Genomic DNA, 25,397 nt, shown 5'->3' with positions numbered 1-25,397 from the left:
GGGTTACTGGGCGGGTCGCGCCCACGCGGGTGGGCGGCGACCGAGTGTGCCCCCCGTACCCGTTGACGGTCCATTCATTCGTGCGGTGGCTCGGGACAGACCGCGTCGTTGGGTTTCGAGCCGGCGGGGCCGGGTAGGCGGGGGCGCCGCGGGGTCCGCCCACGCACACCGCCCCCCTTCACCCGGTCCGCCGAGCCGCTTCGAGGAGGCCCGACGATGCGACGCCCCAAGCTCCGCGACTGGCCCGTGATCCAGCAGTTGCGCGGCGAGGATCCGTGGGGCCTCGGGCGTGCGGCCCGGTCGGCGCGCACCGAGGAGGTGCACGCGCGCACCGACGATGCGGACCGGGTCGTCCCGTCGGTGTGTCCGTTCTGCGCGGTCGGCTGCGCGCAGCGGATCCACGTGAAGGACGAGCAGGTCGTGCACGTGGATGGCGACGCGGACAGTCCGATCTCGCGGGGCCGCCTGTGCGCGCGCGGCTCCTCGACCGGTGAGCTCGTGACCGGGCCCGCCCGCGAGCGCCGTGTCAAGTACCGCCGTCCCCACGGCACCGAGTGGGAGACCCTCGACCTCGACACCGCGATGGACATGATCGCCGACCGGGTGATCGCCACCCGCCGCGAGACGTGGGAGGACACCGACGAGCAGGGGCGGACGCTGCACCGGACGATGGGGATCGGCTCCCTCGGCGGGGCCGCGCTCGACAACGAGGAGAACTACCTCATCAAGAAGCTGTTCACCGCCCTGGGCGTGGTGCAGGTCGAGAACCAGGCCCGCATCTGACACTCGAGCACGGTCCCCGGTCTGGGGACCTCGTTCGGTCGCGGGGGCGCGACCACCTACCAGCAGGACCTCGCGAACAGCGATTGCATCGTGATCATGGGCTCCAACATGGCCGAGTGCCATCCGGTGGGGTTCCAGTGGGTGGTGGAGGCCAAGGAGCGCGGGGCCCGAGTGGTGCACGTCGATCCGCGGTTCACCCGCACGAGCGCGCTCGCCGACCTCCATGTGCCGCTGCGGCCGGGCAGCGACATCGCGTTCCTCGGGGGCCTCATCAACTACGTCCTCACCCACGAGGCCGACTTCCGCGAGTACGTGCTGCCCTACACCAACGCCAGCCACGTCGTCTCGGAGGACGCGGAGCTGCCGACCGATCTCGACGGGCTGTTCAGCGGCTACGACCCCGAGACCCGGACCTACGACGACACCAGCTGGCAGTACGAGGGCAGCCAGGGGTTGCAGCACGTCGCCGCCGCGGGCGACCGCGACCGCGACCTGCCCGCGGACCACGAGGAGGAGGGCGGCGAGGCGTTCGAGGGAGGGTCGATCGAGGACATCCACCACGTCGAGCGCGACGAGACCCTCACCCATCCCCGGTGCGTCTACCAGCTGCTCAAGCGCCACTACGCCGCCTACACGCCGGAGAAGGTCGCCGAGGCGTGCGGCATCGACGTCGAGGCCTTCCGCACCGTCGCCGAGTGGCTCGTCGCGAACTCCGGGCGGGAGGCGACCAGCGCGTTCGTCTACTCGGTGGGATGGACCCAGCACACCGTCGGCGCGCAGTACATCCGCGCGGCCTCGGTTCTGCAGCTGTTGCTCGGCAACGTCGGCCGCCCGGGGGGTGGGATCCTCGCGCTGCGCGGTCACGCGTCGATCCAAGGGTCGACCGACATCCCGACATTGTTCGACCTGCTCCCGGGCTATCTGCCGATGCCCCACGCCGAGCAGCATCCCGACCTCGACACCTACGAGCAGCGGATCACCGCCCACAAGGGGTTCTGGGCGAACGCACGGGCCTTCGCGGTGAGCCTGTTGAAGGCGTGGTTCGGGGAACACGCCACCGCCGAGAACGACTACTTGTTCAACCTGCTCCCACGCCTCACCGGCGACCACAACGCGTACCAGACCGCGCTGGACATGATCGACGGCACCGTTCGCGGCTACCTGCTGTTCGGTCAGAACCCGGCCGTCGGGTCGGCCAACTCGGGCCTGCACCGCGAGGCACTGCGTCACCTCGACTGGCTGGTGGTCCGGGACCTCACGATGATCGAGAGCGCCGAGGCCTGGCGCAGCGCCCCCGAGGTCACCGAGGGCCGCGTGCGACCGGAGGACGTCGGCACCGAGGTCTTCTTCCTGCCCTCGGCGGCGCACGTCGAGAAGGACGGGACCTTCACCAACACCCAACGGTTGCTGCAGTGGCACGAGCGGGCGGTCTGGCCGGCGGAGGACCAGCGCAGCGACCTCTGGTTCTGCTACCACCTGATGCGTCGGATCCGCTCCAAGCTGTCGGCGGATCCGGAGGCGGCCGAGGAGCCGCGCAACGCCAGCATCTTCTCGATGACGTGGGACTATCCGACCGAGGGGGCAATCGCCGAACCCGACGCCGACGCGGTCCTGCGGGAGATCAACGGCCGGCACGCGGACGGAACGCTGCTGTCGGGGTACCCGGAGCTCACCGATGACGGGAGCACCGCCTGCGGCTGCTGGATCTACAGCGGCTGCTACGCCGACGGCGTGAACCAGACCGCGCGTCGGACGCCTCGGACCGAGATGGGGCCGGTCGCGGCCGAGTGGGCGTGGGCATGGCCGGACAACCGCCGCGTGCTCTACAACCGGGCTTCCGCGGACCCCGAGGGCAACCCCTGGTCCGAACGCAAGGCACTGGTCTGGTGGGATCCCGAGGCGGCGGCCTGGACCGGGGACGACCGGCCGGACTTCGTGCCGGGCCGCCCACCCGACTACGTGCCGGACGAGGACGCGCTGGGGCCCGACGCGATCGCGGGCACCGACCCGTTCGTCATGCAGGCCGACGGCAAGGGGTGGCTGTGGGCCCCGTCCGGGCTCGCCGACGGCCCGCTGCCGACCCACTACGAGCCGCGCGAGGCCCCCACGGCCAACCCGATCGAGGGCCAGCAGAGCAATCCCGCGCTGCGGGAGTACCACCACCGGTTGAACCCCTACCACGGTCCGATCGACGGGCCCGACGACCCCTACCCGTACGTCGCGACGACCTATCGGGTGGCCGAGCACCACACCGCCGGGGGGATGAGCCGATTCAGCGCTCGGCTCTCCGAGCTGGCTCCCGAGATGTTCGTCGAGGTGCACCCCGACCTCGCGGTCGATCGCGACCTCGAGCACGGAGGCTGGGCGACCGTGTCCAGCGCCCGCGGGGTCATCGAGGCACGGGTGCTCGTCACCGAGCGGATCGCGCCGCTGAACATGGCCGGGAGGATCGTCCACCAGATCGGCCTGCCGTACCACTGGGGTCACGCCGGCCGGTCCACCGGGGACGCCGCCAACGACCTCTTCCCGATCGTCCTCGACCCGAACGTCTACATCCAGGAGGTCAAGGCGGGGACCTGCGACATCCGCCCCGGGCGTCGTCGGCGTGGCCCGGGTGCCGCCTTCGAAGGGGGCAGCGCGTGAGCGAGGACACCAGCCCAGCGCAAGCGGCCAGCGTCGGCGACGAGGTGGTGCCCGCCGCCGGACGACGATACGGGTTCTTCACCGACACGACCGTGTGCATCGGGTGCAAGGCCTGCGAGGTCGCCTGCAAGGAGTGGAACGCCGTCCCCGACCACCTCGGCGGCTTCACCGGCCACTCCTACGACAACACCGGCGAGCTGGGCGCGAACGCGTGGCGCCACGTCGCCTTCGTCGAGCAGCCGGTCTCGCCCACGGTGGGCCTCGAATGGTTCGACCAGCCCCCGGACGTCGCGGTGCAGGGGGCGATCGATCCCAGCGGTGAGGTCGGCCAGCCTCCGGGCACGGGTACCGAGGGGGACGTCGGGGGCATCCGGCTGCTCATGAGCTCGGACGTGTGCAAGCACTGCACGAGCGCCGCGTGCGTGGAGGTCTGCCCGACCGGAGCGCTGTTCTACACCGAGTTCGACTCGGTCGTGGTGCAGGACGACATCTGCAACGGCTGCGGCTACTGCGTGACCGCCTGCCCGTTCGGTGTCATCGAGCGCCGCGAGTCCGACGGCGGGGCCCACAAGTGCACGCTGTGCTACGACCGGCTGAAGTCCGGGACGCAACCAGCGTGTGCGCAGTCCTGCCCGACCGACTCGATCCAGTTCGGCCCGCTCGACGAACTGATCGAGCGCGCCGAGAACCGGCTCGCCCGAGTGAGCGAGTACGAGCCGAAGGCGCAGCTGTACGGCCGCGACGAGGAGGGCGTCGCGGGCACCGGTGCGCTCTTCCTGCTCCTCGACGATCCGGAGCACTACCGGTTGCCACCCGATCCGGTGACGCCGACCCGCAACCTCGGCCAGATGTGGCGGTGGGCGGGGATTGCCGCCGCGGCACTCGCCACCGGCGTTCTGGCGAGCGTGGGCGCGGGCGGCGCGGGGGGTCGGTGATGAGCGAGCCCACGAGCGCACTCCCGACGTCCCATGTCAGCGGTCGAGCGACCGCACGGTTCAGCGACGACCTCCCCTCCGAATGGCCCGAGGAGGTCGCGACCTACCACGGCCGCCCGGTGGTCAAGGAACCCGAGTGGACCTGGGAGGTCCCCTGGTACCTGTTCTTCGGCGGGATCGCCGGCAGTGCGTCGGTGATCGCTGCGGCCCGGGCCGTCACGGGAGACGAGCGCGCCGCCCGGCGGGCCCGGCGCCTCGCGGCCGCGGCTGCGGCGCTCTGTCCCCCGTTGCTCATCGCCGACCTGGGCCGGCCCAAGCGGTTCCTGCACATGCTCCGAGTCCTGAAGCCGAGTTCCGCGATGAGCGTGGGCAGCTGGACGCTCGCGGCCTTCACCGGCGCGTCGAGCGCCGCTCTGGCCGCCGGGGAGGCGGATGCCCTGCGGCGCGTCCGCCCGCTCACCGACGCCGGGGCGGCGGCGCTCGGCCTGGCGATGTCGACCTACACGGGCGTGCTCGTCGCCGACAGCGCGATCCCGGTCTGGCACCACGCCCGGCGCGAGCTGCCGGCCCTGTTCGCGGCCGGCGCGACCGGCGGGGCCGCGGGCTTGCTCCAGGTCGCGCACCCCGCGCCCGAGACGCGTCGCCTCGTGCTGGGCGCGGCGGCGGTCGAGCTGGCCGTCGAGCGCCGCATGACCCGCCATCTCGGGGTCCTGGGCGAGGTCTACGAGCAGGGGGATACCGGTGCGTGGTCCAAGGCGGCCAAGGCGTGCACGGCGGTGGGCGCCGCGCTCTCGGTGCTGCCGTCGAGGTGGTCGCAGCGAGCAGGAGGAGCCCTGATCGCCGCGGGGGGACTGTGCCAACGTTGGGCGGTCTATCGCGCGGGCTTCGCCTCGGCCGCCGACCCCCGCCACGTGGTCGTCCCGCAACGGCAGCGGCTCTCCGGCGGGCGGAGCCGGGCGCGGACGGACGCGTCGAGCGCGACGTCGAATGGGGAGACGCCATGAGCACCGAGAACCGCATCGAACGGTCCGAGGGCACCCCCGCCATGCGAACGCGCTGGTGGATGGCCGCCGCGACGTTCATCGTCCTGTTCCCGCTGGGCGGCGTGTACGGCTGGAGCGTCTTCGTCACCCCACTGCAGGAGAGCTTCGACTGGACCTGGACGCAGGCGATGGCCCCGCTCATGGCGAACATCGGGGCGATCTTCCTCGGCGCGTACTTCGGCGGCCGGGTCCAGGACCGCTGGGGGCCGCGATGGGTCGTGGTCATCGGCGTCGTGGTGTTCTGCGTCGGCGTCGCGACCGGGGTGCTCGTCACCGACCCCGGCGATCTGTGGATCCTTGTCGCCGGTCACGGCGTGCTCGCCGGCATCGGCCTGGGCATCGCCTACATCCCGTGCCCCGCGCTGATCGTGAAGTGGTTCCCCGACCAGCGGGGGATGGCCGCGGGCCTCGCGACCATGGGCTTCGGCGCCGGAGCGCTGCTCGCCGGACCCGCCGGTGAGGGCCTGATGGCGCTCGTGGGCGACGTGCCGCCGGTGTTCGGCATCCTCGCGGCCATCTACCTCGTGATCGGATTGCCCTTCGCGTTCTTCCTGAAGGATCCGCCGGAGAGCGCCGACCTGCCCGACCCGCCGCCCTCGCCTCGGGGCGACGACCTCACCGCGGGGGAGGCCCTGCGGACCTGGCAGTGGTACGCGCTGTGCATCGCCTTCCTCGCGAACGTCACGGTCGGCATCGCCCTCGTGACCCTCGCCTCGCCCATCGCCCAGGAGGTCGCGGAGGCCAGTGCTGGTCAGGGGGCCTTCATCGTCGGCCTGCTCGGCGTGTTCAACGCGCTGGGTCGACCCGGGCTGGCGGCGCTCTCGGACCGGGTCGGCCGGCGGACCACCTACACCGCGATGCTCGTGGTCCAGGCGCTGTGCTTCGTGGCGATCCCGTTCGTGCCACAGATCGTCGTGTTCGCGCTGCTCGCCTCGATCGTGGCGCTCGGGTTCGGGGGCGGCTTCGGGATCACCCCCGCGTGGACCGCCGACCTGTTCGGACCCGAACACAACGGGGCCGTCTTCGGTGCGATGATCATCGCCTGGAGCGCGGGCGGGGTGATCGGTCCGCTCGTGACCTCAGAGTTGCGCGACCTGACAGGCTCGTTCGAGGTGCCGCTCTACGTTTGGGCGGTCGTGGCGTTCGTCGCCGCGATCCTGCCGGCGATCCTCGCGAGGGCACCTGAGCGTATCGCCGAGGGTGGCGAGACTGGCGCACGGGACGGCGCGTCGATGGACGAGAGCGGAGTCCCGGCGCGGTGAGGCATGGGGGAGGAGTCCCGGCGCAATGAGGGACGAGAGAGGAGTCCCGGTGCGATGACCGACGAGAGAGGAGTCCCAGCGCGATGACGGAGGACAGAGGAGCCCCGGCGCGATGACCGACCGGTCGGGCCGCTCGGGGGCCGGCGAGACCTCGGTGCTCGAGCCCCAGGGGCCAGCGGCCGAGATCATCGCCACCGTCTGGCAGATCCTGCTGTGGGGCGCGGTCGTCACCTTCGTGATCACGATGCTGTGGCTCGCGCTCGCGCTGCTGCGACGCCACGGCGGTACCTTGCGGGAACCCTTCGTCGTGGTGTGGGGTCTCGTCCTGCCCGGTCTCGTGCTGCTCGGGCTCATGGGGGTACTGCTGTGGAGCGGGGAGCAGGTGTACGACCCCCCCGGCAACCCCGACCTCACCGTCGACGTCGTCGGTCACCAGTTCTGGTGGGAGATTCGCTACAACGCGGGCGAGGAGGACGAGGTCATCACGGCGAACGAGCTGCACATCCCGACGGGACAGCCGATCGAGCTGCGCCTGCACGCCTCGGACGTGATCCACAGTTTCTGGGTCCCGGAGCTGCACGGGAAGATGGACATGGTCCCCGGCCGGGTGAACGAGCACTGGCTCGAGGCCGAGGAGGCCGGCGTCTACCGGGGGTTCTGCGCGGAGTACTGCGGGATCGCGCACGCGCAGATGCTCAAGATCGTCGTGGCCCAGGAGCCGGCCGCGTTCGACGCCTGGCTCGACGAGCAGCGCGCTGAAGCCCCGGAGCCCGACACCGAGTTGACCGCCCAGGGCGAGCAGGTCTTCGAGGATGCCGCGTGCATCGACTGCCATGCCATCCGGGGGGTGGGCGGCCCCGAGCCCGGTGACCTCACGGAGGGGGAGTTCGGCGTCGGGCCCGACCTCACGAACCTCGCGAGCCGCCAGACGCTCGGTGCGGGCATCATGCGCAACAATCGGGGGGAGTTGTCCGGCTGGATCCTGGATCCGCAGTCCAACAAGCCGGGGGTGTCGATGCCGCCGACCGATCTCGACGGTGAGCAGCTGGAGGCGTTGCTCGCCTACCTCGAGTCGCTCGAATGAGCGCACCCCCCGCGGACCGGATGGAGGCCACCTGGGCGACGAAGCCCGGGGTGCTGGGATGGCTCGGCGCGGTGAACCACAAGCAGGTGGGCAAGCGCTTCCTCGTCACCGCGATCGTGTTCTTCGCGTTCGGCGGCATCCAGGCGCTCCTGATGCGCTGGCAGCTGGGGGCGCCGGGACAGAGCGTCCTCGACGCGCAGACGTACAACGAGCTCTTCACGATGCACGGCACCACGATGCTGTTCCTCTTCGCGGTGCCGATCACCGAGGCGCTCGCGATCTACTTCGCGCCGTTGATGCTGGGCACGCGGGACATGCCGTTTCCCCGCCTCAACGCGTTCGGGTACTGGGCCTACCTGGCCGGGGGAATCTTCCTGTACGCGAGCTTCTTCGCCGGGAGCGTCCCCGACGGGGGATGGTTCGCCTACACCCCGCTGACCGGGCCCGAGTACAGCCCCGGGGACAACATCGACTTCTGGCTGCTCGGCGTGACCTTCGTGGAGATCAGCGGGATCGTCGCCGCGCTCGAGATCGTCGTGCTCGTCCTGAAGACACGGGCGGCGGGGATGACGTTTGCGCGGCTGCCCCTGTTCGTGTGGAGCGTGTTCGTCACCGCGCTGATGGTGCTGTTCGCGTTCCCCCCGCTCGTGATGGGCTCGATCATGCTCGAACTCGACCGCAAGGTCGGGACGGTGTTCTTCAATCCCGACCTCGGCGGTGACCCGGTGCTCTGGCAGCACATCTTCTGGTGGTTCGGCCATCCCGAGGTCTACATCATGAGCCTGCCGACGTTCGGGGTCGTGTCCACCCTGATCCCCGTGTTCGCGCGGCACCGCATGGTGGCCTACCCGCTCGTGGCGGCCGCCACCGTCGCGATCGGCATCATGAGCTTCGGCACGTGGGTGCACCACATGTTCGCCACCGGCCTGCCGTTCATCGGCCTCGCGTTCTTCGCGGCGGGCACGCTGCTCATCACGATCCCGAGCGGCGTGCAGATCTTCGCGTGGATCGCGACGCTCTGGAACGGCAGACCGAAGTGGGACCCTCCATTACTCTACGTGATGGGCTTCTTCATCGTGTTCGTGACCGGCGGCCTCACCGGGGTCATGTTCGCGATGATCCCGTTCACGTGGCAAGCGCACGACACCTACTTCGTCGTGGCGCACTTCCACTACGTGATCATCGGGTCCACGGTCTTCCCGCTACTCGCGGCGCTCTACTACTGGACGCCCAAGATCACGGGGCGGATGCTGTCCGCCAGGCTCGGCCACCTCGGCTTCTGGTTGTTCTTCATCGGGGTCAACGTCACGTTCTTCCCGATGCACCAGCTCGGCTTCGACGGGATGGCCCGGCGGATCTGGACCTACGAGGCCGGCCTGGGTTGGGAGCTCGGCAACCTCGTGGCCTCGATCGGCGCCGTGGTCTCGGCCCTGGGGATCGCCGTGGTGCTATTCGATCTCTTCCGGGGGAGCCTGCGTGGCCCCACAGCGGGCAACGACCCGTGGGACGGCGGCACGCTCGAGTGGGCGGCGACGAGCCCACCGGCGCAGTACAACTTCAGCCACTCCCCGCGGGTCCTGGGCCGCTACCCGCTGTGGGACGGCGTGGCCGAGGACGGTGCCGGTGCGCTCGTCGAGCGCGCCGACCGCCGGGAGCTGCTCATCAGCAGCGTGCTCGACGCCGAGCCCGAGCGCCTCATCACGATCCCCGTGCACTCGCTCTGGCCGCTCGGGACGGCACTGTCGGTCGCGTTGCTGCTCTTCGCCGTCCTCGTGGACATGCTGGCCCTGTTCATCGCGGGAGCGTTGGGGGTCGCGGTGTGCCTGATCGCGTGGGGCTGGAGTCGTCAGGACGTGCCATGAGCCGCGTGGTTGCCGTACGCGAGCCGATCTGGTGGGGTGCCGTCGGCGCCATCACCGTGCTGTCCTCCATGCACGTCACGATCGCGTTCGCCGCGATCTACCTCGCACAGGGCGCCGAGGCGTGGCCCCCCGCGGAGACGCCGTTGCCCGCACCCGGTCTGCCGCTCGCGGTGGTCGGGGCCGGGGTGCTCACGTTGCTCGCCGCGGTCGCGGCGCACCGCCGGGTCGCGCGGGACCAGCCGGGTCGGCTGCAGGCCGCCGCGGCCGTCGTGGCCGTCCTGCTGGCGATCTCGGTCGCGCTCTCGCTCGGCGACCTCCTCTCGCTCGGCTACGACCACACGGTCAACGCGTTCGCGTCGGCCTACTGGGTGAACGTGGGCCTGCACGCGATCGTCGCCTTCGCGGTGCTCGTCGCCCACGCGGTGCTGGCGCTGCGCCACTGGGCCCCCGAGGAGCAGTTGCGGCTGCGCAACGCCTACGTGGCGACCCTGCTGCTGACCTATTACGTCGCCGTCGGCTGGGGCACGGCGTACGCCGTCCTCCACCTCGTGCCGCGGTACTGGGTGGGTGGTGGGGCATGACGCGAGTCCAGGATCCGGGTCCGCACCCCGGCTGGCGCTGGTTCGCGCTGCTCGGCGGCATGAGCGCGTACGCGTTGCACCTGATCGTCAGCTACTACGCGCTGCCGGCCGTCTGCGCGTACGCCACCCGGATGCCGTTGTACGTGGCGACGGTCATCGCGCTGGCCGTGGCCGCTGGCGCGACGGTCGCCGGTTGGCGCCATCGCCGGATCCCACCGGGTGACCCCGAGGACCCGCGCCTCGAGCGCCAGCGCTTCATGAGCCGCGCCGGCGTGGTCCTGAGCCTGGTCGCCACGCTGACGATCATCGCCGCCGGGGCGGCGACCCTGCTCTTCGATCCCTGCCAGAACTGGGTGTAGCGCGATGCCCCCGCATCCACGACCGGCCCACCATCGGCAACGACTCGGTGCGGTGCTCTCCTGGGTCGGGCTCGCGGTGATCGTCGGGGTCGTGGCGGCCGCTTGCGATCCCGAGGAGGAGACGGGCGACGCCGCCTTGGCGGAGCGGGGCGAGGAGGCACTGATCGAGTACGGTTGCCTGTCGTGCCACGCGATCGACGATCTGCCCGGTCCCCAGGGTGGGGTCGGCCCGCCCCTGGACGGGATCGCCGAGCGTCGGGTGATCGCGGGCGAGCTCCCGAACACCCGTGAGAACCTCGCCGCGTGGATCGCGAACCCCCAGGAGATCGATCCGGGCAACGTGATGCCCGACGTGGGGGTCAGCGACGATGACGCGGAGGCGATCGCCGAGTACCTCCAGAGCCTCGACTGACGGATCGGTCCCACGGCCCGTCCCCGCCCAGCAGCTCCGGGCGCCAGCAGCTCAGTCCGTTGTCAGGGGAGGTGGTGCGAGGATCGTGCCGCCGTGCTCACGGAACGCGGCCTCGAGCGTCTCCGGTTCGAGCGTCCAACCGGCGGGCACCGGCGTCGCGAGATCGTGTCCCGCCCGGCGGAAGAAATCCTCGAGCCCGCCCGGGGTCGCGACGAACAGGAGGTCGGCGGTGTCGGACTCGATGCGATAGGCGTGCGGACGTCCCGCGGTATGAACGCGACGTCCCCGGCCCGGACGTGCTGTGGATGGGTCCGGTCCCCGATCCAGACGAGGGCCGCGCCGTGCAGCACGATCATGGTCTCGTCCTCGCGCCCGTGCACGTGCCAGGGCGCAGCGTCCCCGCCGACCTGGCGGCCCCGCAGGACCGCGAGCTGGCCGCCGCTTCCTGCGGCGTCGAGGAGCACATCGACCGTGGTCTCGCCCAGCCATTGCAGGGACTGGCGCTCTTCTGCGCTGACGATGCGGGGGTGTGCGCTCACGGCCTCGCTCACCTCCCACGGACCGCGATGGCGACCGCGGCGGCGCCGAGCAGCACGAGCGCGGGCGTGAGGAGCGCGGAGGCGCCCAGCTTGCGAGGGGTCATCGAGGGTTCCTTCCCACCGGGTTGCGGACGGTGGGAGGGTGGCTCGCCCCGCTGTTCGGGTACCAGACCGAACGATGCTCGGTCTTGTTCGCCGGATGCTCACCGGTGCCCGGCCGTGGGCACGACGGCGTCACCGACCTCCTGCGCCCACAGCCAGGCGCAGACTCTGGATACCCCCTGGGTGAGGTGGCGCCGGTAGGTGCTGAACGGCAGGCCGAGGGCCGCCGCGGCCGCTTCCTGGGTCGCGGCGGGGCGTGCGTAGGTGGTCTCGACCGCGCGCTGCAGCCGCTCGTCACGGGGGTGGCTGCCGAGCTGGGCGATCGCTCGACCGAGCAGGTCCTCGAGGGCGGCGGCGTCGGGCGGCCCGGAGCCGGTGTTCGAGGAGAGCAGTCGGGTGCCCAGCAATGGGTTTCGAGCGAGCAGGTCGGGGCGGCGCAGGTCGCGCAGCGCCTGGCGCACCGCGGCGCAGAACTCGTCCCGGTCGAGGATCCGTGGAGCGGGGCCCGGACCGGGACCAGCGTAGGGTCCTGCTGGAGCGCGCGCTCCACCTGCGAGGGCGCGGTCTGCCGTCCGTCGAGGCACGCCACGTGCGCCCCGGCGTGGGTGGCGCGGCGCGCCATCTCCTCGAGCAGGCTCGTCTTGCCGACGCCGCCGGGCCCGTGGATGTAGCGGACGGGCGAGGGGGGTTCCCGAGCCCCGAGCGTCCGTTGGAACGCCTCGAGCTCGGCTTCGCGCCCGACGAACCGGTGGCGACGCCGCGCTGTGAGCGACTCGGCCAGCATCGGGCTCCCCAGTGGTCGGGCAGCTCGACGGTGCCCCACCCGCCGACCGGATGCAAGGTCTACGCCGGCATGGCCGTGAGCATGGCCGTGTAGAGCACCACTCCGGCCACGAACCATCCGTACCGGCTCTGTGACTCGCTGGGGAGCTCTTCCTTGAGCGCCACGAGCACGACCCCGCCGGCGAGGAACGCGGTGAGGGCGCCGGTGAGCACCTCGGGCACGTCGAAGAGTGCTCCGACTCCCCACCCGGCGAGCACCATCGCGCTCAGGAGCGGCCGCGCGAACCGCCGGTACAGCCTCTGTCGGCGCCGCGCCAGGCCCCAGTCGATCACGAGGAAGTGCACGCCCACCGCGACCGTGAAGGTAACGAGCTCCGCGACGCCCTCGGTGGACTGTTCCCACAGCACGAGGCCGACGCTCGCGTAGTACGCGGCGAAGGCCAGGGTCTCGAACTGGACCGTCCGGCGCACCGTGTCGGACGTCCGGCGGGCGAGGCGCTCCATCCCGTAGAGGGCCACGAGGCCGCCGAGCGCGAGCAGGTGGGCATCGTGTGCGGCGAACCCGAGGTCGTCCTCGAGCGGGCCCGCCACGTGCTCACCGGCCTCCTCCAGCTCCGGCAGCAGGTGCAGGAACACGAAGGCGACGCTGAAGCCCCCGCCGATCGAGGTGAAACGACGCGTCCAGACGTTGCTGCGGTCCTCGGTCGGCAGGAGCCGTGGGGCGAGCTGCAGCGATGCGAGCAGCAGCGCCGCCGCCAGACTGAGCGCGGTCGGCTCCTCCACGGCCGTGGGATCACTCGACGCCCGAGGATTCGGGGGCGAGCGACTCGTGCCGGCCGGTGCGCGCCTCCTTCCTCAGCGACTTCGTGATCGAGACGCAGATCGCGAGCAGGAGGATCGCGAGCGGCACGCCGGTCGCGATCGACGCCTGCTGCAGGGCTTCGAGGCCGGTCTCACCCCCGGCGAGCAGCAGCACCCCCGCGACGGACCCCTCTGCGACCGCCCAGAACACGCGGGTGGCCTTGTGAGGAGCGAGGCTGCCCCCGGACGCGTGGATGTCGTCGACGAGCGACCCGGAGTCCGACGAGGTGATGAAGAACGCCGCGATGATGAGGATCGCGACGATGCTCGTGACGGTCGTGGCCGGCAGGCCCTCCAGCATCGCGAACAGGGCGACGTCCAACGTCTCCTCCGCGGCGGCGACGACCCCGCCCTCGCCGAAGAGCTCCCGGAAGAACGCCGTCTCGCCCAGGACGCTCAACACCACGGCCGTCACGGCGGTGGGCACCAGCACGACGCCGGCGATGAACTCGCGGATCGTCCGCCCTCGCGAGACGCGGGCGATGAACATGCCCACGAACGGGGACCACGAGATCCACCAGCCCCAGTAGAAGATCGTCCAGTCGGCTTGCCAGTCGCCCGCGGCGAAGGCCTCGGTCTCCAGGCTCATGCCGGGCAACGAAGCGACATAGGTACCGAGGTTCGACACGAGCCGCTCGAAGATGAAGACGCTGGGCCCGGCCAGCAGCACGAACAGCAACAGCAGGCCCCCGAGGCTGATCGTGGTGATGCTCAGCCGTCGGATGCCCCGGTCGAGCCCGAGCACGACCGATCCGGTGGCGATCGCGGTGATACCCGCGATCAGCCCCAACTGGATGGTCGGGGCCGTGCCCGTGCCCAGGACGGCGTCGAGGCCGGCGTTGATCTGGACCGCACCGATGCCGAGCGAGGTGGCGACACCGAAGAGCGTGCCGACGATCGCAAGCGTGTCGACCGCGTCGCCCATCCAGCCCTGGATGCGGTCCCCGAGCAGGGGATAGAAGGCCGAGCGAAGAGTCAGCGGCAGGTGCCGGCGATAGGCGAAGTAGCACAGGGCCAGACCAACGAGGGCGTAGACGCCCCACGCGTGCAGGCCCCAGTGGAAGAAGGTGCGGTTCATGGCCTCGGTCGCCGCACCCGCCGTGCCGGGCTCGGCCGCCGCGCCGGGGGGCTGGTCGATGCCGAAGTGGCTGATCGGTTCGGCGACGGCGAAGAACAGCAAGCCGATCCCCATGCCGGCGGCGAAGAGCATCGAGAACCACGACAGGTAGCTGTAATCGGGTTCGTCGTCGTCCTCGCCCAGTGGGGTCTTGCCGTACGGGCTCAGCGCCAACCAGCCGACGAAGACCAGGAACACCGTCATGGCCGTGAGATAGAACCAGCCCAAGCGATCGGCGATCTGCTCCTGGAGGGTGGTGAAGACGTCGGCGAGGACGTCCGGAAAGGCCGCGCCCAGGGCCACGAACAGGACGATCAGGCCCGCTGCCGGGCCGAACACCTGTGGGCGGATGTCGAAGCGGGTTGCCGTCGCGAGCTTCTGGGTGCCGGCCCCGGTCTCGCCGTCTTCCGAGCCTTCTTCGGGCTGGGTCTCCTGGCTCACCGGATCTCCTCCCGGTCGACCGTGTCGTGCTTTGCCGCCCGACCGATGCCCGTTGTCCGCTGCTGGAAACCGGTCCGCGCCGGGGTGGGTTGCGGCCGTCGGACAGCGTCCAACCCACGTGTGAAGCGGCTGGCGGCGGGTACCTGGCGGCGTCCGACGGAATGTCAACCGAAAGCCTTGGCCCCAGGGGGACGTATGATCCGATCCACGGTGGTGGCGGTGCTGTTGGCCGGGAGCGCACTGGCTGTGGGGCTGCGGATTCGTCGCCGAAGAACCCCCGCCGACGTCATGGGCTGCGTCGCGCTGGTCACCGGTGCATCGCGAGGACTGGGGCGGGAGGTCGCACGGGAGCTCACCGATCGCGGTGTGCACGTGGTGATATGCGCCCGCAACGGGGATCAGGTCCTCGACGCCGAACGTGAGCTGCAGGAGAGCGGCGGCGGAGAGGTCCGGGGCGAGGTATGCGACGTGACCGACCCGCGGGCCGTGGCGGAGCTCATCGACCGGGTCGTTCGCTGGCGGGGCCGGCTCGACATCGTCGTTGCCAATGCCGGCACGCTCATGGTCGGGCCGTTGTCGGCACAGGACACCGAGGAGGTCCAGCAGGCGTCCGACGTCATGCTCTGGGGGGTATGGCACGCGATCACCGCGGCCCTGCCCCACCTGCGCGAGAGCGAGATCCCGCGGGTGACGGTCGTCACTTCGATCGGTGGCAAGGTGCCCGCGCCACATCTGCTCGCCTACTCGGTCGCCAAGCACGCCGCGGTGGGGCTGTCCGAGGGCCTTCGTGTGGAGCTCGCCGACGAGGGGATTCCCGTCACGACGGTGGTCCCGGGACTGATGCGAACGGGGTCCCATCTGCACGCGCGGATGCGCGGGCGACCGGGGGCGGAGTTTCGCTGGTTCGGGCTCGCGGCCGTCGTACCCGGGCTCTCGATGCGCGCCGAGCGGGCGGCGCGCCGGGTGGTGGAGGCGACCATCCGCGGAGACGCGGAGCTCATCCTCGGTGCGCCCGCGCATGTGGCCGTACGAGCGCACGGGCTGGCCCCCGGTCTCGGAACCCGCGCCGCCGCACTCGTGCACCGGGTGCTGCCGCGCGGCGCCGACGCTCCGGAGCACGAGGGGGTGCGCGGGGTCGCGACCGAGCCGGGTCGGGGGATCGTCGGTGCGGCGGGCCGGCCGTCGGCGCGGCGCCACGGTCAGCACACCGATTGAGACGACCGGCGAGGCTCGATGGTGCCGGTCGCCACCACGTGAACGGCTGGTCGTCCGTCGCGTTCGACGCCGCTGGCCGTTCGCGACCCCGGTCGGCCAGCGGCGCCGAGACCCTTACGAGAAGCCCTGCCGAGTCGGCGGGCCGGGTCAGTTGTTCGGTGACTCCGCGCTGAGGTCGGCGAGTGCCGAGTCGGGATCACGTTCCCGGGCGAGGTCGCCGATGGTGACGATCCCCAGCACCTCGCCGTCCTCGACGACGGGGAGCCGACGAACCGATGAGCGGTGCACGATCGTGACGGCGTCGCTCACCTCGGTCTGGCGCTGCACCGTTACGAGCTCCGTGGTCATGATCTCCTGGAGCGTGATGGTGTCGGGGTCGCGACCCCCGCCCATGACCCGGACCGCCAGGTCCCGGTCGGTGACGATGCCGGAAGGCACGTCGTCGTCACCGCCGGTCACGATCACGTCCCCGATGCCGTGATCCCGCATGAGACGGGCGGCCTCGGCGGCACTTGCGTCCTGCGGGCACGCGCGCACGTCACTGGTCATGATCTCGCCGATGGTTCGGGCGGCCATGGAACCTCCGTTGATCGCTGGTCTGATCGGTCCGCCCCTCGATTCCCACGTCAATACGCTCGACACGTCGCGTCCTCACAGGCGCCCGATGAGGGCACGCGGATCGGGAACGACATCACGGGCGCCGTGGCGGAAGAGCAGCTCGTCCGAGAAGCCGCCGGTCCGGACCCCGATCATCCCGATACCGACCCGCTGAGCGGCCTCGGCGTCCCACGGGCTGTCGCCGACGAGCACGGCGCGCTCCGGGGCGATTTCGAGCTGCTCGCACCCGGCCAGCAACAGATCGGGGGCGGGCTTGGACGCGGACACCGCCTCGCTGTCGATCACGGGCGGCTCGGTGCCGAGTGCCTCGATCAGCGCGGTCGACTCCTCCCCGCTCGCCGAGCTCGCGACCACGTGCGCGACCCCGCGTCGGCGCAGGTCCTCGAGCAGGGCCGTGGCCCCGCGAGTCTCCCGAGCCCGGTCGACGAGTTCGAGGAACCGGGCGGTGTGCTCCGAGGACACGGCCTCGGCATCCGGGACCGTGCCGCCGACGAGCCAGGGAACCAAGCGGTCCGATCCCATGCCGACCGCGGAGTGCACGTCGGCGGTCGGGACCGTGTGACCGTGGCGCTGGAGGGCTTCCTGCCAGGCGATCACGTGCAGGTAGACCGAATCGACCAGCGTGCCGTCCAGATCGATCAGCACGCCGCTGCGGGCTTGGCTCATCACCGGTCCTCTCTCGGACGTGCTCAGCGGTGCGCGTCAGGACGACTCCGCTGCGTGCTGGGAGATGTCGTCCGGGCTGGTCGGTGGCGGGGCCTGCCCGTCCTGCTGTCCGTCCTGCTGCTCGTCCTCCTGGAGCTCGTGCACGTCCCATCCGTGCTGCGCCGCCAGGTGCAGCACGCCGCGACGCTCTTCGTCGGGCGCGTGCGTGTGGCGGACCGCGTCCAGCAGGCGGTGTGCCTCCCGGTCCACCGCGTCGATGCGCTCGTCCCGGGTCCCCTGAATGACGACCTCACGAAGGTCCCCGAGCGTGTCGAGCAGGACTCCGAGCATGGGGAGATCGGTCGCGATCTCCCGCAGGTGACCGAAGGTGCGGCGCAGGTAGTCCTCGTAGCCGAGGGCGGCCCGCAGCACGAGCTGCCGGTTCTCCTGTTGTGAGAAGTGGCTCGGTGCCAGGGGACGGGTGAACAGTTCCCGCAGCGCCACGCCGAGGTGGCGGACGGCCTCGTACGCACTGGTTCGATCCGCCGAGTGCGGGGCCATGGTGGCGACGGCGACATCGACGATCTTGCTCAGGGTGAACTCGACGTCCTGACCGGTGGTTCGGCGGGAGTCGATCGCGAAGGCGTCTCGCAATGCGCGGCGGACGTCGTGCAGTTCCTCAGCATCGGCGAGCGTCGCCTCCACGCTCAGGTGGGCGAGTGCATGGCCCTCGGGTACGAACGAGCCGGCGCGCACCTGTGCTTCGAGCATGGAGGAGTCCGGCATCTGGTCCAGAAGCCGAGGGACGTCGATGTCGTTGACCCACCCCGTCCGGGGGGCGATCAGAGACAGGCGGACGTGCTGCGAGAAGTACCTGGCGTCGGTCGGCTCCCTGCCCTCGGAGCTAAGCGCCGCTCGATCGTCCGGATGCGCCTCCTGGATCGCGGTGCGCGCCTCCTCGGCGAGGTTGTTCAGGATCACGCCAGTGTCCGTGGCATGGACGCTGTTGGTGATCGCCGCCACGATGTTCGCGAGGGCGGCGAGCGTGAGCAGGAACGCGAGGGCGGTGCCGACGGGGGGTGCGCCGCCTTCCGCGGGCGGCGGCAGCGCGAGCAACTGGAGTCCGGTGAACGTGAACACCGCGATGACGAAGCCGATGCTGTCCAACAAGAAGCGGTCCTCGAGGTACCAGCGCACCACCCGGTTCGACATCTGCCCTGCCGACAGCTGCACGAGCATGCCGCGGATCCAGAACAGCAAAGCGGTGACCGTGATCGTCGCCCCGACGACCGCCGACAGGAACGCCTGGGTCGCTTCGACCGTGAAGATCGCCGGTGGTGCGGGGCGGATGGCGGCGTCGACCGCGATGGCCGCGCCGGCGAGTGCGGCGCCACCCAGCATGCCCCCGATCGGGGGCGTCAGCGGGTTGCGGCGCACCTGTTCGAGACGTTGGGACCGCGGAGCGGGCATCGAAAGTTGACCTCGGTCGGGATCGGCCCCATCCGTGTTCCCGGTGGGGAGGTCGACAAACGCCTCGGTCGGCGGCTGTCCGTGGGCCGCCCTGGGACGGGTGGCTCCTCGGCGGTGACCTCCGACCTGAGTGGTTTCGACCGTTGCGAGGCGGGCATCCCGTGCTCCGCTCCGCTGTGGAGCGATTGCCCCGATGAGGAGGTGCTCGCCATGGCCGCGATGCACGAGACCCGCGAGAGAGTGACGACCGCGCCGCCGGCGGTGGCGTCCACGCCGCCCAGCCTGTTGCGTTGGAACGCGGTGCTGGGGGGAGCGGTACTCGGTCTGGCCCTCTTCGTGCTCTTGATGATGCTCTGGGCCGGCCTGGTGGTCGGCGCTGGCATCGACGACCTGCTGGCCGGTGCTGGTTGGTACATCGGCGCCGCAGCGGCGGCGTCGATGCTGGCCGGGGCCTACAGCAGCGGCCTGATGGCCGGGATTGGGAGCCCTGTGCCCGGGTTGCTCAACGGCTTGGGGGTGTGGGCCACGATGACCATCGTGGTCGCGATCGTCGGCCCCGGAGCGGCCGCGGCGTTCCTCCCGGCGATCGGGGACGTCACGATCGCGACCGACGGCTGGATGTGGTGGGCGCCCTTCATCGCCACGCTGTTGGGGGCCATCGTGGCAGCACTCGGCGGCATGGCGGGTGCGGCGTCCGTGCCGACCCACGTCGAGGAACGCGAGCTCCGCCTCGACCCACCACCCTCCGAGGCGTCGCCGGCCGATGGGCGCCCGGCGGACGTCGAGCGCCGCACGCGTGCCGCTCCCGAGGACGGCCATCCACGCGATCCGCAAGGGCTGGCCGCCCGCACCGACGAGCATCGCGAGAGTGCCCGCCGGGACGGCGAGCAGACGGGCGGCTGGGGGGTCGATCCGGCCGAAGAGCAGCATCAGCGTGCGCGGACCGGTGAACCGGACCCCGTGGAGCCGCGCGAGGACTTCACGGGTGACAAGCGACGCTCGTGATCGCAGTCCCGAGACCCGCATCGCTTCGACCTCGGGCCTGAGGCCCGACGGTGCCCGAACTTCGAAGGAAAGGAACGCGACGTGAGCCAGGTGAAGAAGTCCATTGAGGTCGAGAGCGACGTCACCACCGTGTACAACCAGTGGACCCAGTTCGAGGAGTTCCCGCAGTTCATGGAGGGCGTGCAGAGCGTCGAGCAGATCGACGACGCGCACCTGGCGTGGACCGCCCAGATCGGGCCGAGCACCCGCGAGTGGGAGGCCGAGATCACCGAGCAGGTGCCCGACCAGCTGATCGAGTGGCGGGCCCTCGGCGACGTGCGCCACGACGGTCACGTGCGTTTCGAGTCGCTCGACGGGGGACGCACGCGCGTGACGCTGCGCCTCGACTTCGAGCCCGAGTCCTTCGCCGAGAAGGCGGTGGATGCCTTGCACATCGTGGACAAGCGGGTCGAGGGCGATCTCGAGCGTTTCAAGGCGTTCATCGAGGAACGGCAGATCGCCACTGGATCCTACCGCCAGGAGATTCACTAAGCCGCAGACAACCCACGGTGCGGCGGCGCCCACGGGTGCCGCCGCACCGTTGTGTGCGGGGGCCGAGATCGCCGGAGCATCACCGCGAGCCCATGCGTCGCTATCCCCGCTCGTCGGTGCCGCCGCCCTCGCCCGCGGCTCGTGTCACGATCGTGCCCTCGCGCAGCGGTGGGGGATCCGAGACGACCGAGCGCGCGGCCTCCCGCACGAACCACACCGAGCACGGGATGTCGCGGGCGATGTCCACCGAGAGGCCCGCGTGCGGGCGGCGGCCGGCGGGGGAGCGCGCGCTGGTGCCCAGCACCAAGAGTCCCGCACCGATCTCGTTGGCCACCTGGACCACCTCGTTCTCGATCATGCGCCCCATGCGCAGGAGCGCCGATTCGATCGGCGCGCCGAGCTGATCCGCGTAGGCGATCTCGTCGTCGAGCAGCTGGCGGCCCTCCTGCTCGGCGCGCTCGTAGTCCGTCGGGCTCGGGGAGTCACCGGAGATCTGTGGCGAGAGCAGCTTCACGTGGAGCAGGTGCAAGGAGGAACCAGTGGCCGCGGACAACTCCGCGGCCGCGTCCACCGCGTTGCGGGCCTTCGGGGTCCCGTCGACCGCAACGAGCACCTTCGCTGGGAACATCCTCATGCCGCGCCCTTTCGGCGTCCTGTTCGGGTGAGACGGCAGTTGCTCGCTCGTGCTCCCGTGCCCGTGCGGGGGGACGCTCGAAACGTGTGCGGCGTGCCCCGGTGCTTGTCCGTGCGCCATGGGTCATCGAGGCACGGCCGGACCTGCACCGTGCGCACGACAGCGGGGTGGCCGATCGTCGACCACCCCGCTGCTCGCCGCACGCGCTCCGAAGTCAGTCGTGCCGACGCATGCGCCCGTCGCGCCAACCTTCGTGGAGACGGCAGGTCTCGGAGGGGTTGTAGCGGGACAGCCGCGTCTCGCAGCTCTCGACCCGGCACACCCGGCCCTCCTTCTGCGTCAGCTTGGGGCCGGACATGACCCGCTGATGCCGGGACTTGCGGAGCATGACGGTGTTGTTCGAATCGACGGACATCACGGACCCCCTCGCGCGTCGATCGAACCTGCAACTGCGTGCAGCCGGTTCGGGTGACCGGTGGTGTGGTGCACCCCGGGGTGCGGGGCCGACCCGGGCACCATGCGCCGCGGGGGACTCACGCAGACGGGGCAGGGCTGAACCGGGTTGCTCTCGTCCGAAGTCGAGTAGTACCAACGTGCGCACATTTCACAGAACGCCCAAGTAGAAGGCATCTCACGCTCGCTTGATCGCTTTACAGGTCAGGGGCAAGCGACAGCGACAGTCTGGGCTGCCGTGAACGAGCGACGGAGTCCGGGTCGCCGCAGTCCTCGGGGCGACAGGGAGTCTGGGCCGCGTGCACGCGCCGGACTTCGTAGCGACGGAGTCTGGGTCGCACCGGTACGCGTCGTGATGAGGACGGGCCTTACTGTGCCCGCGATCCCCGGCCGGTCAAACCCCGATCTCGTGCTCCGGACGAGGTCCGGCCGGACACTGGCTGCGGTCCCGCCGCGGGCGTTTCTACCTGAGCGCTGCGGTGACGCTCGATCCGGCCCCTCAGGGTCGCGATCCGGACCAGGGCTTCGGTCAGTTCGACATCGTCGGGTGGGCGGCCGGCGCAGAGGCCCTCCAGCGCCTTGGTCACCGCGCGCTGAGCCTCGCTCAGTTCGTACGTGGCATCTTCGAGCAGGGTGCGGGTGTGGTCGTTCACGTCGGTTCCCGAGGGACGGCTGGGCCTGATCCAGCGAGGGCGTCGGTTGCCGAGTGGCGGCGAAGCCCCTCGAGCTCGTCCCGCTGACGAGCTGCTCGTTCGGCCAGTGCCTCGAAATCGAAGGCCGACAGACCGGGCCGGGTGTCCTTGATGTGGTGCAGCGAGATCCAGAGATTGCCCTTGGCGTCGACGCCCGCGCAGAGACCCTCGAGTTCGACCAGTCGCGAGAGGGGCGACGCGCCGATCAGCTGGCCGTTGGGCTTCAAGCGGCCGAGGAGTTCGGCCGCGCCGGCCCCGATCTCCTTGGGTCGGGCACGCGGCAGCTTCAGGGCGTCGAAGATCTCGAGCAACGTGGCGCGGTCCGCTTCGATCTCGCCAGCCAGTCGGGAAACGGCCTCCCCGAGGGGCTCACCCTCGTTGGCCTTCGCGCAGCGGCGCGCCAGACGGGTGCCGGCGGTCGCCCCGGCGAGGTGATCGTTCAGGTACACGCGCAGCCGGACCTCGGGGTCCGCGGAAAGCGTGATGAGACGCATGAGGCGGGTCCGATCGTGTCGGCCGGAACGGTGTGATCCGTGTGCCGTTCGTGCGGCCCGACCCGGGTACCCCGGCGCCGGTTCACCAAACTCGGCGTCGACGCGTGAGCCTCTGGCTTCCGAGCGGCTCCATGCGTGCACCGCACGGCACGGTTATCGGCTCCGCGTCTGGAAAGGAGGGCGCGGTCACGCCCCCTGCGAGATCGAAAGGTCGACGATGCGAATCGCGATGGTCGCGGAGGGGGCGGAGCCGGAGCCTGCCCTGGGAGCCGGCGCGGCTCGAGGGCGTGAGGGCGACGTGTGTGCCTGGGCGACGCACCTTGCCCGCGCGGGGAACAGTGTCGAACTCAGCGTCGGGCGACAGGCGCCTGGTCTGGTCGAGCACTCGGAGCAGGAGGGCCTGGAAACGCGACGCCTGCCGAAGCCTCCGTCGAGCCCGGAGTCGTGGGATGCGGCGACGGAGCCCATCGCGGACGCGCTCGCCGAGCAATGGCGTGAGGAACCGCCCGACCTGATCCATACGTGGGGCATGCTGGCAGCGGCCGCCGCGCGGCGCGCGGTCGGCGACCGCCCGCTGGTCCACACCTTCACCGATCTGCGCTCGCTGCAGAGCGCGCACCGCATGGTCCGTGGCAGCCGGCCCGCCGAGTTGGCGCTCGAGCAGCAGTTGGCCTACTCGGCCACTCGCTGTGTCGTCCACTGTGGGGCGGTCCTCGCCAAGCTGCGCGCCCTCGAGGTCTCACGCTCCGACATCTCGAGCCTGCCGGTGGGCGTCGACACGAGGCGGTTCTCGACCGACGTGCCCGGCGTCGAGCGCTCTCCCGGCGGCCGGCTCGTGACCGTGGCCTCCCCGCCGTCACTGCACGACCTACAAGGGGTCCTGAGCGCGCTCCGCGAGGTACCCGAGACCGAGCTCCTCGTCGTCGGCGGTCCCCGGCCGGCCGAGCTGGACGGGGACGAGACGATCGGCGCTCTCCGAAAGCATGCCCGGCAGGTGGGGGTCGAGCACCGGGTCCGCTTCCTCGGCCAGGTGCCTCACCGGGAGGCGCCAGCGCTGCTGCGCTCCGCGGACCTGCTCGTTCAGTATCCGACGGTGCCGTCCCACGCCTCCATGGTGCCGGCGGCTCAGGCGCTCGCGTGCGGGGTACCGGTCGTCGCGGCCGATCTCGGCGGGCTCGGGCGGATCGCAGGCACGCGCAAGCCGTCGCCGGTCGCGACCGTGCCTCCGCGTGACGCGCGAGGGCTCGCCCGGTGCCTTCGGACGCTGCTCGACGAGCCCAAGCGTCGCCGCGAGATGGCGCGGCTCGCGCCGTCGGTCAAACACGGCTGGACGGATTGGACGACGGCGGCGGGGCATGCGGCAGACCTCTACCGCGAGGTGTTGGACGCGCGGGCGGCGCGTACCCCAGCCGCTGTGTCCGCCGCGCCGGGTCCGTGAGCCGCGGCGGGCGCTGCTGGTTCGTGCACATCGTCAATGTTCCGAGGAGGTCCGGGGAATGAACGCTGCTGAACCGACGGATGTCCCGCGGGTCGTGGTTGCCGGCGGGGGCTTCGCCGGCGTCTCGGTTGTGCAGGCGCTGCATCGACGCTTCCGGGGCGCGGTCGAGGTGGTCCTCGTCTCGCCGCGAAACCACATGCTGTTCCAGCCACTGTTGCCGGAAGTGGCGTCGGGCGCGATCGAACCCCGCCACGCGGTCGCTCCGATCCGGCAGGCCCTACCGAGGGTGCGCTTTCGCATGGGTGAGCTCGACGGGCTCGATCCGGCGCGGAAGACGGTGACCGTCCAACCGCCGGCGGGGGATCCCTACGAGCTGGCGTACACCCACGTCGTCATCGCGTTGGGTTCCGCTCCGAGGGCGCTGCTGATCCCCGGACTGGACGAGCACGCGGTCGCGTTTAGTACGGTCGCCGAGGCCCTCCACCTGCGCAACGCGATGCTCTCCCGACTCGAGATCGCCGAGTCGACCCAGGATCCCGACGCTCGTGAGTCCGCCCTGCGCGCGGTGTTCATCGGCGGTGGCTACACGGGTGTGGAGGCGTTGGCGGAGTTGCACTACCTCGCGCAGCGCGCGGCCGAGCGCTTCGAGAACGTGGAGCCCGAAGAGATCCAGTGGACCCTGGTGGAGGCCGCGGACCGCATACTGCCGAACCTGCCGCTGGAGCTCGCCGACCGTGCAGTGGTGAAGCTGCGACGGCGGGGCATCGACGTGCGTCTTGGGACGACCGTGGAGCGCATCGATGACGGGCGGTTGCAGTTGTCCACAGGCGAGGAGTTGTTGGCCGACACCGTCGTGTGGAGCGCAGGGGTGGAGCCCCACCCGTGTGTGCGCCGCCTCGGCCTCGACCTCGACGACGCCGGCCGCGTCGAGGTGGATCGCACGATGCGTGTGCCGGATCATGCGAACGTGTGGGCGCTGGGGGACTGTGCGGCAGTGCCGCGTCCCGACGGCGGTTCGTATCCACCCACCGCGGAGCAGGCGACTCGTCAGGGGAAGCAGCTCGGCAGCAACCTGGCGCGGGTCCTGCAGGGGCGGGCGCCGGAGGCCTACGCGCACGGCGAATCCGCCGAACTGGTCACCTTGGGCAGCCACACGGCGATGGGGACCGTGGCGGGTCGTCAGCTCGTCGGGAAGTTGCCGTGGCTCGCTCGCCGCGCGTACTACGTCGCACAGATGCCCTCGGTGAGCCGGCGCGTACGCCTGGCGCTGGAGTGGAGCCTGGGTACGGCGTTCCCCAACGATCCCACGCAGCTGGATGCGCTGGAACGTCCCGGCGGTCCGCTGCACCGCTCGCTGATGCGGGCCGAGTCGCGCTGAGGAGAGGCTTCCTCGCA

25 protein-coding genes and 1 pseudogene are annotated in these 25,397 nt (G+C 70.9%); 14 read left to right on the top strand and 12 right to left on the bottom strand.

Going from position 1 to position 25,397, the window contains the following annotated elements; translation table 11 throughout:
• The first annotated feature begins 216 nt into the window (after positions 1–216).
• The 9 genes from fdh (at position 217) to ER308_RS01530 (ending at position 10,964) form a co-directional block, all read left to right on the top strand.
• Positions 217–3,426 carry a formate dehydrogenase gene (fdh, locus tag ER308_RS01570; RefSeq protein WP_165491730.1) on the top strand — a complete coding sequence of 1,070 codons (3,210 nt, stop codon included), beginning with the start codon at positions 217–219 and terminating at the stop codon, positions 3,424–3,426.
• Positions 3,427–3,470: 44 nt separating this feature from the next.
• Positions 3,471–4,361 (top strand): 4Fe-4S dicluster domain-containing protein, encoded by an 891-nt coding sequence (locus ER308_RS01565; RefSeq protein ID WP_131156846.1) that lies wholly within the window; start codon positions 3,471–3,473, stop codon positions 4,359–4,361.
• Positions 4,361–5,365 (top strand): NrfD/PsrC family molybdoenzyme membrane anchor subunit, encoded by a 1,005-nt coding sequence (nrfD, locus tag ER308_RS01560; RefSeq protein ID WP_131153384.1) that lies wholly within the window; start codon positions 4,361–4,363, stop codon positions 5,363–5,365. Before ER308_RS01565 ends, nrfD begins: the two co-directional genes overlap by 1 nt.
• Positions 5,362–6,666 (top strand): L-lactate MFS transporter, encoded by a 1,305-nt coding sequence (locus ER308_RS01555; RefSeq protein WP_131153383.1) that lies wholly within the window; start codon positions 5,362–5,364, stop codon positions 6,664–6,666. The genes nrfD and ER308_RS01555 overlap by 4 nt, the downstream gene beginning before the upstream one ends.
• Before the next feature lie 112 nt (positions 6,667–6,778).
• Positions 6,779–7,750 carry a cytochrome c oxidase subunit II gene (gene coxB, locus ER308_RS01550; RefSeq protein ID WP_131153382.1) on the top strand — a complete coding sequence of 324 codons (972 nt, stop codon included), beginning with the start codon at positions 6,779–6,781 and terminating at the stop codon, positions 7,748–7,750.
• Entirely contained in the window at positions 7,747–9,612 is a 1,866-nt protein-coding gene (gene ctaD / locus ER308_RS01545) for a cytochrome c oxidase subunit I (RefSeq protein WP_131153381.1), read from the top strand. Before coxB ends, ctaD begins: the two co-directional genes overlap by 4 nt.
• Entirely contained in the window at positions 9,609–10,193 is a 585-nt protein-coding gene (locus ER308_RS01540; RefSeq protein ID WP_131153380.1) for a hypothetical protein, read from the top strand. The genes ctaD and ER308_RS01540 overlap by 4 nt, the downstream gene beginning before the upstream one ends.
• A complete protein-coding gene (locus ER308_RS01535) occupies positions 10,190–10,552 on the top strand; it encodes a hypothetical protein (protein ID WP_131153379.1) in 363 nt (120 codons plus the stop codon). The genes ER308_RS01540 and ER308_RS01535 overlap by 4 nt, the downstream gene beginning before the upstream one ends.
• 52 nt (positions 10,553–10,604) lie before the next feature.
• Positions 10,605–10,964, top strand: a complete 360-nt coding sequence (locus tag ER308_RS01530; protein ID WP_165491729.1) for a c-type cytochrome — start codon at positions 10,605–10,607, stop codon at positions 10,962–10,964.
• Between the two features lie 62 nt (positions 10,965–11,026).
• Here ER308_RS01530 and ER308_RS22990 read toward each other — a convergent pair whose 3' ends face one another.
• The 5 genes and pseudogenes from ER308_RS22990 to ER308_RS01505 form a co-directional block, all read right to left on the bottom strand.
• The gene (locus ER308_RS22990; protein WP_420826235.1) at positions 11,027–11,428 is read right to left on the bottom strand and encodes a cupin domain-containing protein; all 402 of its coding nucleotides are present in this window, start codon (positions 11,426–11,428) and stop codon (positions 11,027–11,029) included.
• A 278-nt stretch (positions 11,429–11,706) separates the two neighbouring features.
• Positions 11,707–12,066, bottom strand: a complete 360-nt coding sequence (locus tag ER308_RS22185; protein WP_131153376.1) for a hypothetical protein — start codon at positions 12,064–12,066, stop codon at positions 11,707–11,709.
• 170 nt (positions 12,067–12,236) lie between these two features.
• Positions 12,237–12,389 (bottom strand): annotated as a pseudogene (locus ER308_RS22985) (hypothetical protein); the annotation flags it as partial.
• A gap of 59 nt (positions 12,390–12,448) precedes the next feature.
• Positions 12,449–13,171 carry a hypothetical protein gene (locus tag ER308_RS01510; RefSeq protein ID WP_131153375.1) on the bottom strand — a complete coding sequence of 241 codons (723 nt, stop codon included), beginning with the start codon at positions 13,169–13,171 and terminating at the stop codon, positions 12,449–12,451.
• Positions 13,172–13,181: 10 nt separating this feature from the next.
• Complete coding sequence (locus tag ER308_RS01505; protein WP_205745829.1) at positions 13,182–14,807, bottom strand: BCCT family transporter; 1,626 nt, start codon at positions 14,805–14,807, stop codon at positions 13,182–13,184.
• 195 nt (positions 14,808–15,002) lie between these two features.
• On the opposite strand from ER308_RS01505, the gene ER308_RS01500 reads away from it, so the two are divergent.
• The gene (locus ER308_RS01500; protein WP_165491726.1) at positions 15,003–16,022 is read left to right on the top strand and encodes an SDR family NAD(P)-dependent oxidoreductase; all 1,020 of its coding nucleotides are present in this window, start codon (positions 15,003–15,005) and stop codon (positions 16,020–16,022) included.
• 147 nt (positions 16,023–16,169) lie between these two features.
• On the opposite strand, the gene ER308_RS01495 is transcribed toward ER308_RS01500, so the two are convergent.
• From ER308_RS01495 to ER308_RS21255, 3 genes are all read right to left on the bottom strand, one after another.
• Positions 16,170–16,598 (bottom strand): CBS domain-containing protein, encoded by a 429-nt coding sequence (locus ER308_RS01495; protein WP_131153373.1) that lies wholly within the window; start codon positions 16,596–16,598, stop codon positions 16,170–16,172.
• A 75-nt stretch (positions 16,599–16,673) separates the two neighbouring features.
• On the bottom strand, positions 16,674–17,306 hold the full coding sequence (locus ER308_RS01490; protein WP_131153372.1) for an HAD family hydrolase: 633 nt from the start codon (positions 17,304–17,306) through the stop codon (positions 16,674–16,676).
• Between the two features lie 36 nt (positions 17,307–17,342).
• Positions 17,343–18,755: a DUF2254 family protein gene (locus ER308_RS21255; RefSeq protein ID WP_165491725.1), complete on the bottom strand. Its 1,413-nt coding sequence runs from the start codon at positions 18,753–18,755 to the stop codon at positions 17,343–17,345.
• A gap of 210 nt (positions 18,756–18,965) precedes the next feature.
• Here ER308_RS21255 and ER308_RS21250 point away from each other — a divergent pair, with 210 nt between their 5' ends.
• Both ER308_RS21250 and ER308_RS01480 read left to right on the top strand, forming a co-directional pair.
• Positions 18,966–19,760: a hypothetical protein gene (locus ER308_RS21250; RefSeq protein WP_165491724.1), complete on the top strand. Its 795-nt coding sequence runs from the start codon at positions 18,966–18,968 to the stop codon at positions 19,758–19,760.
• Between the two features lie 81 nt (positions 19,761–19,841).
• Positions 19,842–20,291, top strand: a complete 450-nt coding sequence (locus ER308_RS01480) for an SRPBCC family protein (protein ID WP_131153370.1) — start codon at positions 19,842–19,844, stop codon at positions 20,289–20,291.
• 100 nt (positions 20,292–20,391) lie between these two features.
• Here the strand turns inward: ER308_RS01480 and ER308_RS01475 are convergent, their stop codons facing one another.
• From ER308_RS01475 to ER308_RS01460, 4 genes are all read right to left on the bottom strand, one after another.
• The gene (locus ER308_RS01475; RefSeq protein ID WP_165491723.1) at positions 20,392–20,925 is read right to left on the bottom strand and encodes a universal stress protein; all 534 of its coding nucleotides are present in this window, start codon (positions 20,923–20,925) and stop codon (positions 20,392–20,394) included.
• 214 nt (positions 20,926–21,139) lie between these two features.
• Entirely contained in the window at positions 21,140–21,340 is a 201-nt protein-coding gene (locus tag ER308_RS01470) for a hypothetical protein (protein WP_131153368.1), read from the bottom strand.
• A 406-nt stretch (positions 21,341–21,746) separates the two neighbouring features.
• A complete protein-coding gene (locus tag ER308_RS01465) occupies positions 21,747–22,031 on the bottom strand; it encodes a hypothetical protein (RefSeq protein WP_131153367.1) in 285 nt (94 codons plus the stop codon).
• Entirely contained in the window at positions 22,028–22,564 is a 537-nt protein-coding gene (locus ER308_RS01460; protein ID WP_131153366.1) for a hypothetical protein, read from the bottom strand. The genes ER308_RS01465 and ER308_RS01460 overlap by 4 nt, the downstream gene beginning before the upstream one ends.
• 217 nt (positions 22,565–22,781) lie before the next feature.
• Here ER308_RS01460 and ER308_RS01455 point away from each other — a divergent pair, with 217 nt between their 5' ends.
• The gene (locus tag ER308_RS01455; RefSeq protein ID WP_165491722.1) at positions 22,782–24,002 is read left to right on the top strand and encodes a glycosyltransferase; all 1,221 of its coding nucleotides are present in this window, start codon (positions 22,782–22,784) and stop codon (positions 24,000–24,002) included.
• A 58-nt stretch (positions 24,003–24,060) separates the two neighbouring features.
• The gene (locus ER308_RS01450; protein ID WP_165491721.1) at positions 24,061–25,380 is read left to right on the top strand and encodes an NAD(P)/FAD-dependent oxidoreductase; all 1,320 of its coding nucleotides are present in this window, start codon (positions 24,061–24,063) and stop codon (positions 25,378–25,380) included.
• The last annotated feature ends 17 nt before the right edge of the window (positions 25,381–25,397 follow it).

It is taken from the genome of Egibacter rhizosphaerae, from assembly GCF_004322855.1.
Taxonomy (GTDB): Bacteria; Actinomycetota; Nitriliruptoria; order Euzebyales; family Egibacteraceae; genus Egibacter; species Egibacter rhizosphaerae.
The sequence above is the reverse complement of the archived record's forward strand: the minus strand, read 5'-3'. Positions and strand labels throughout refer to the sequence as shown.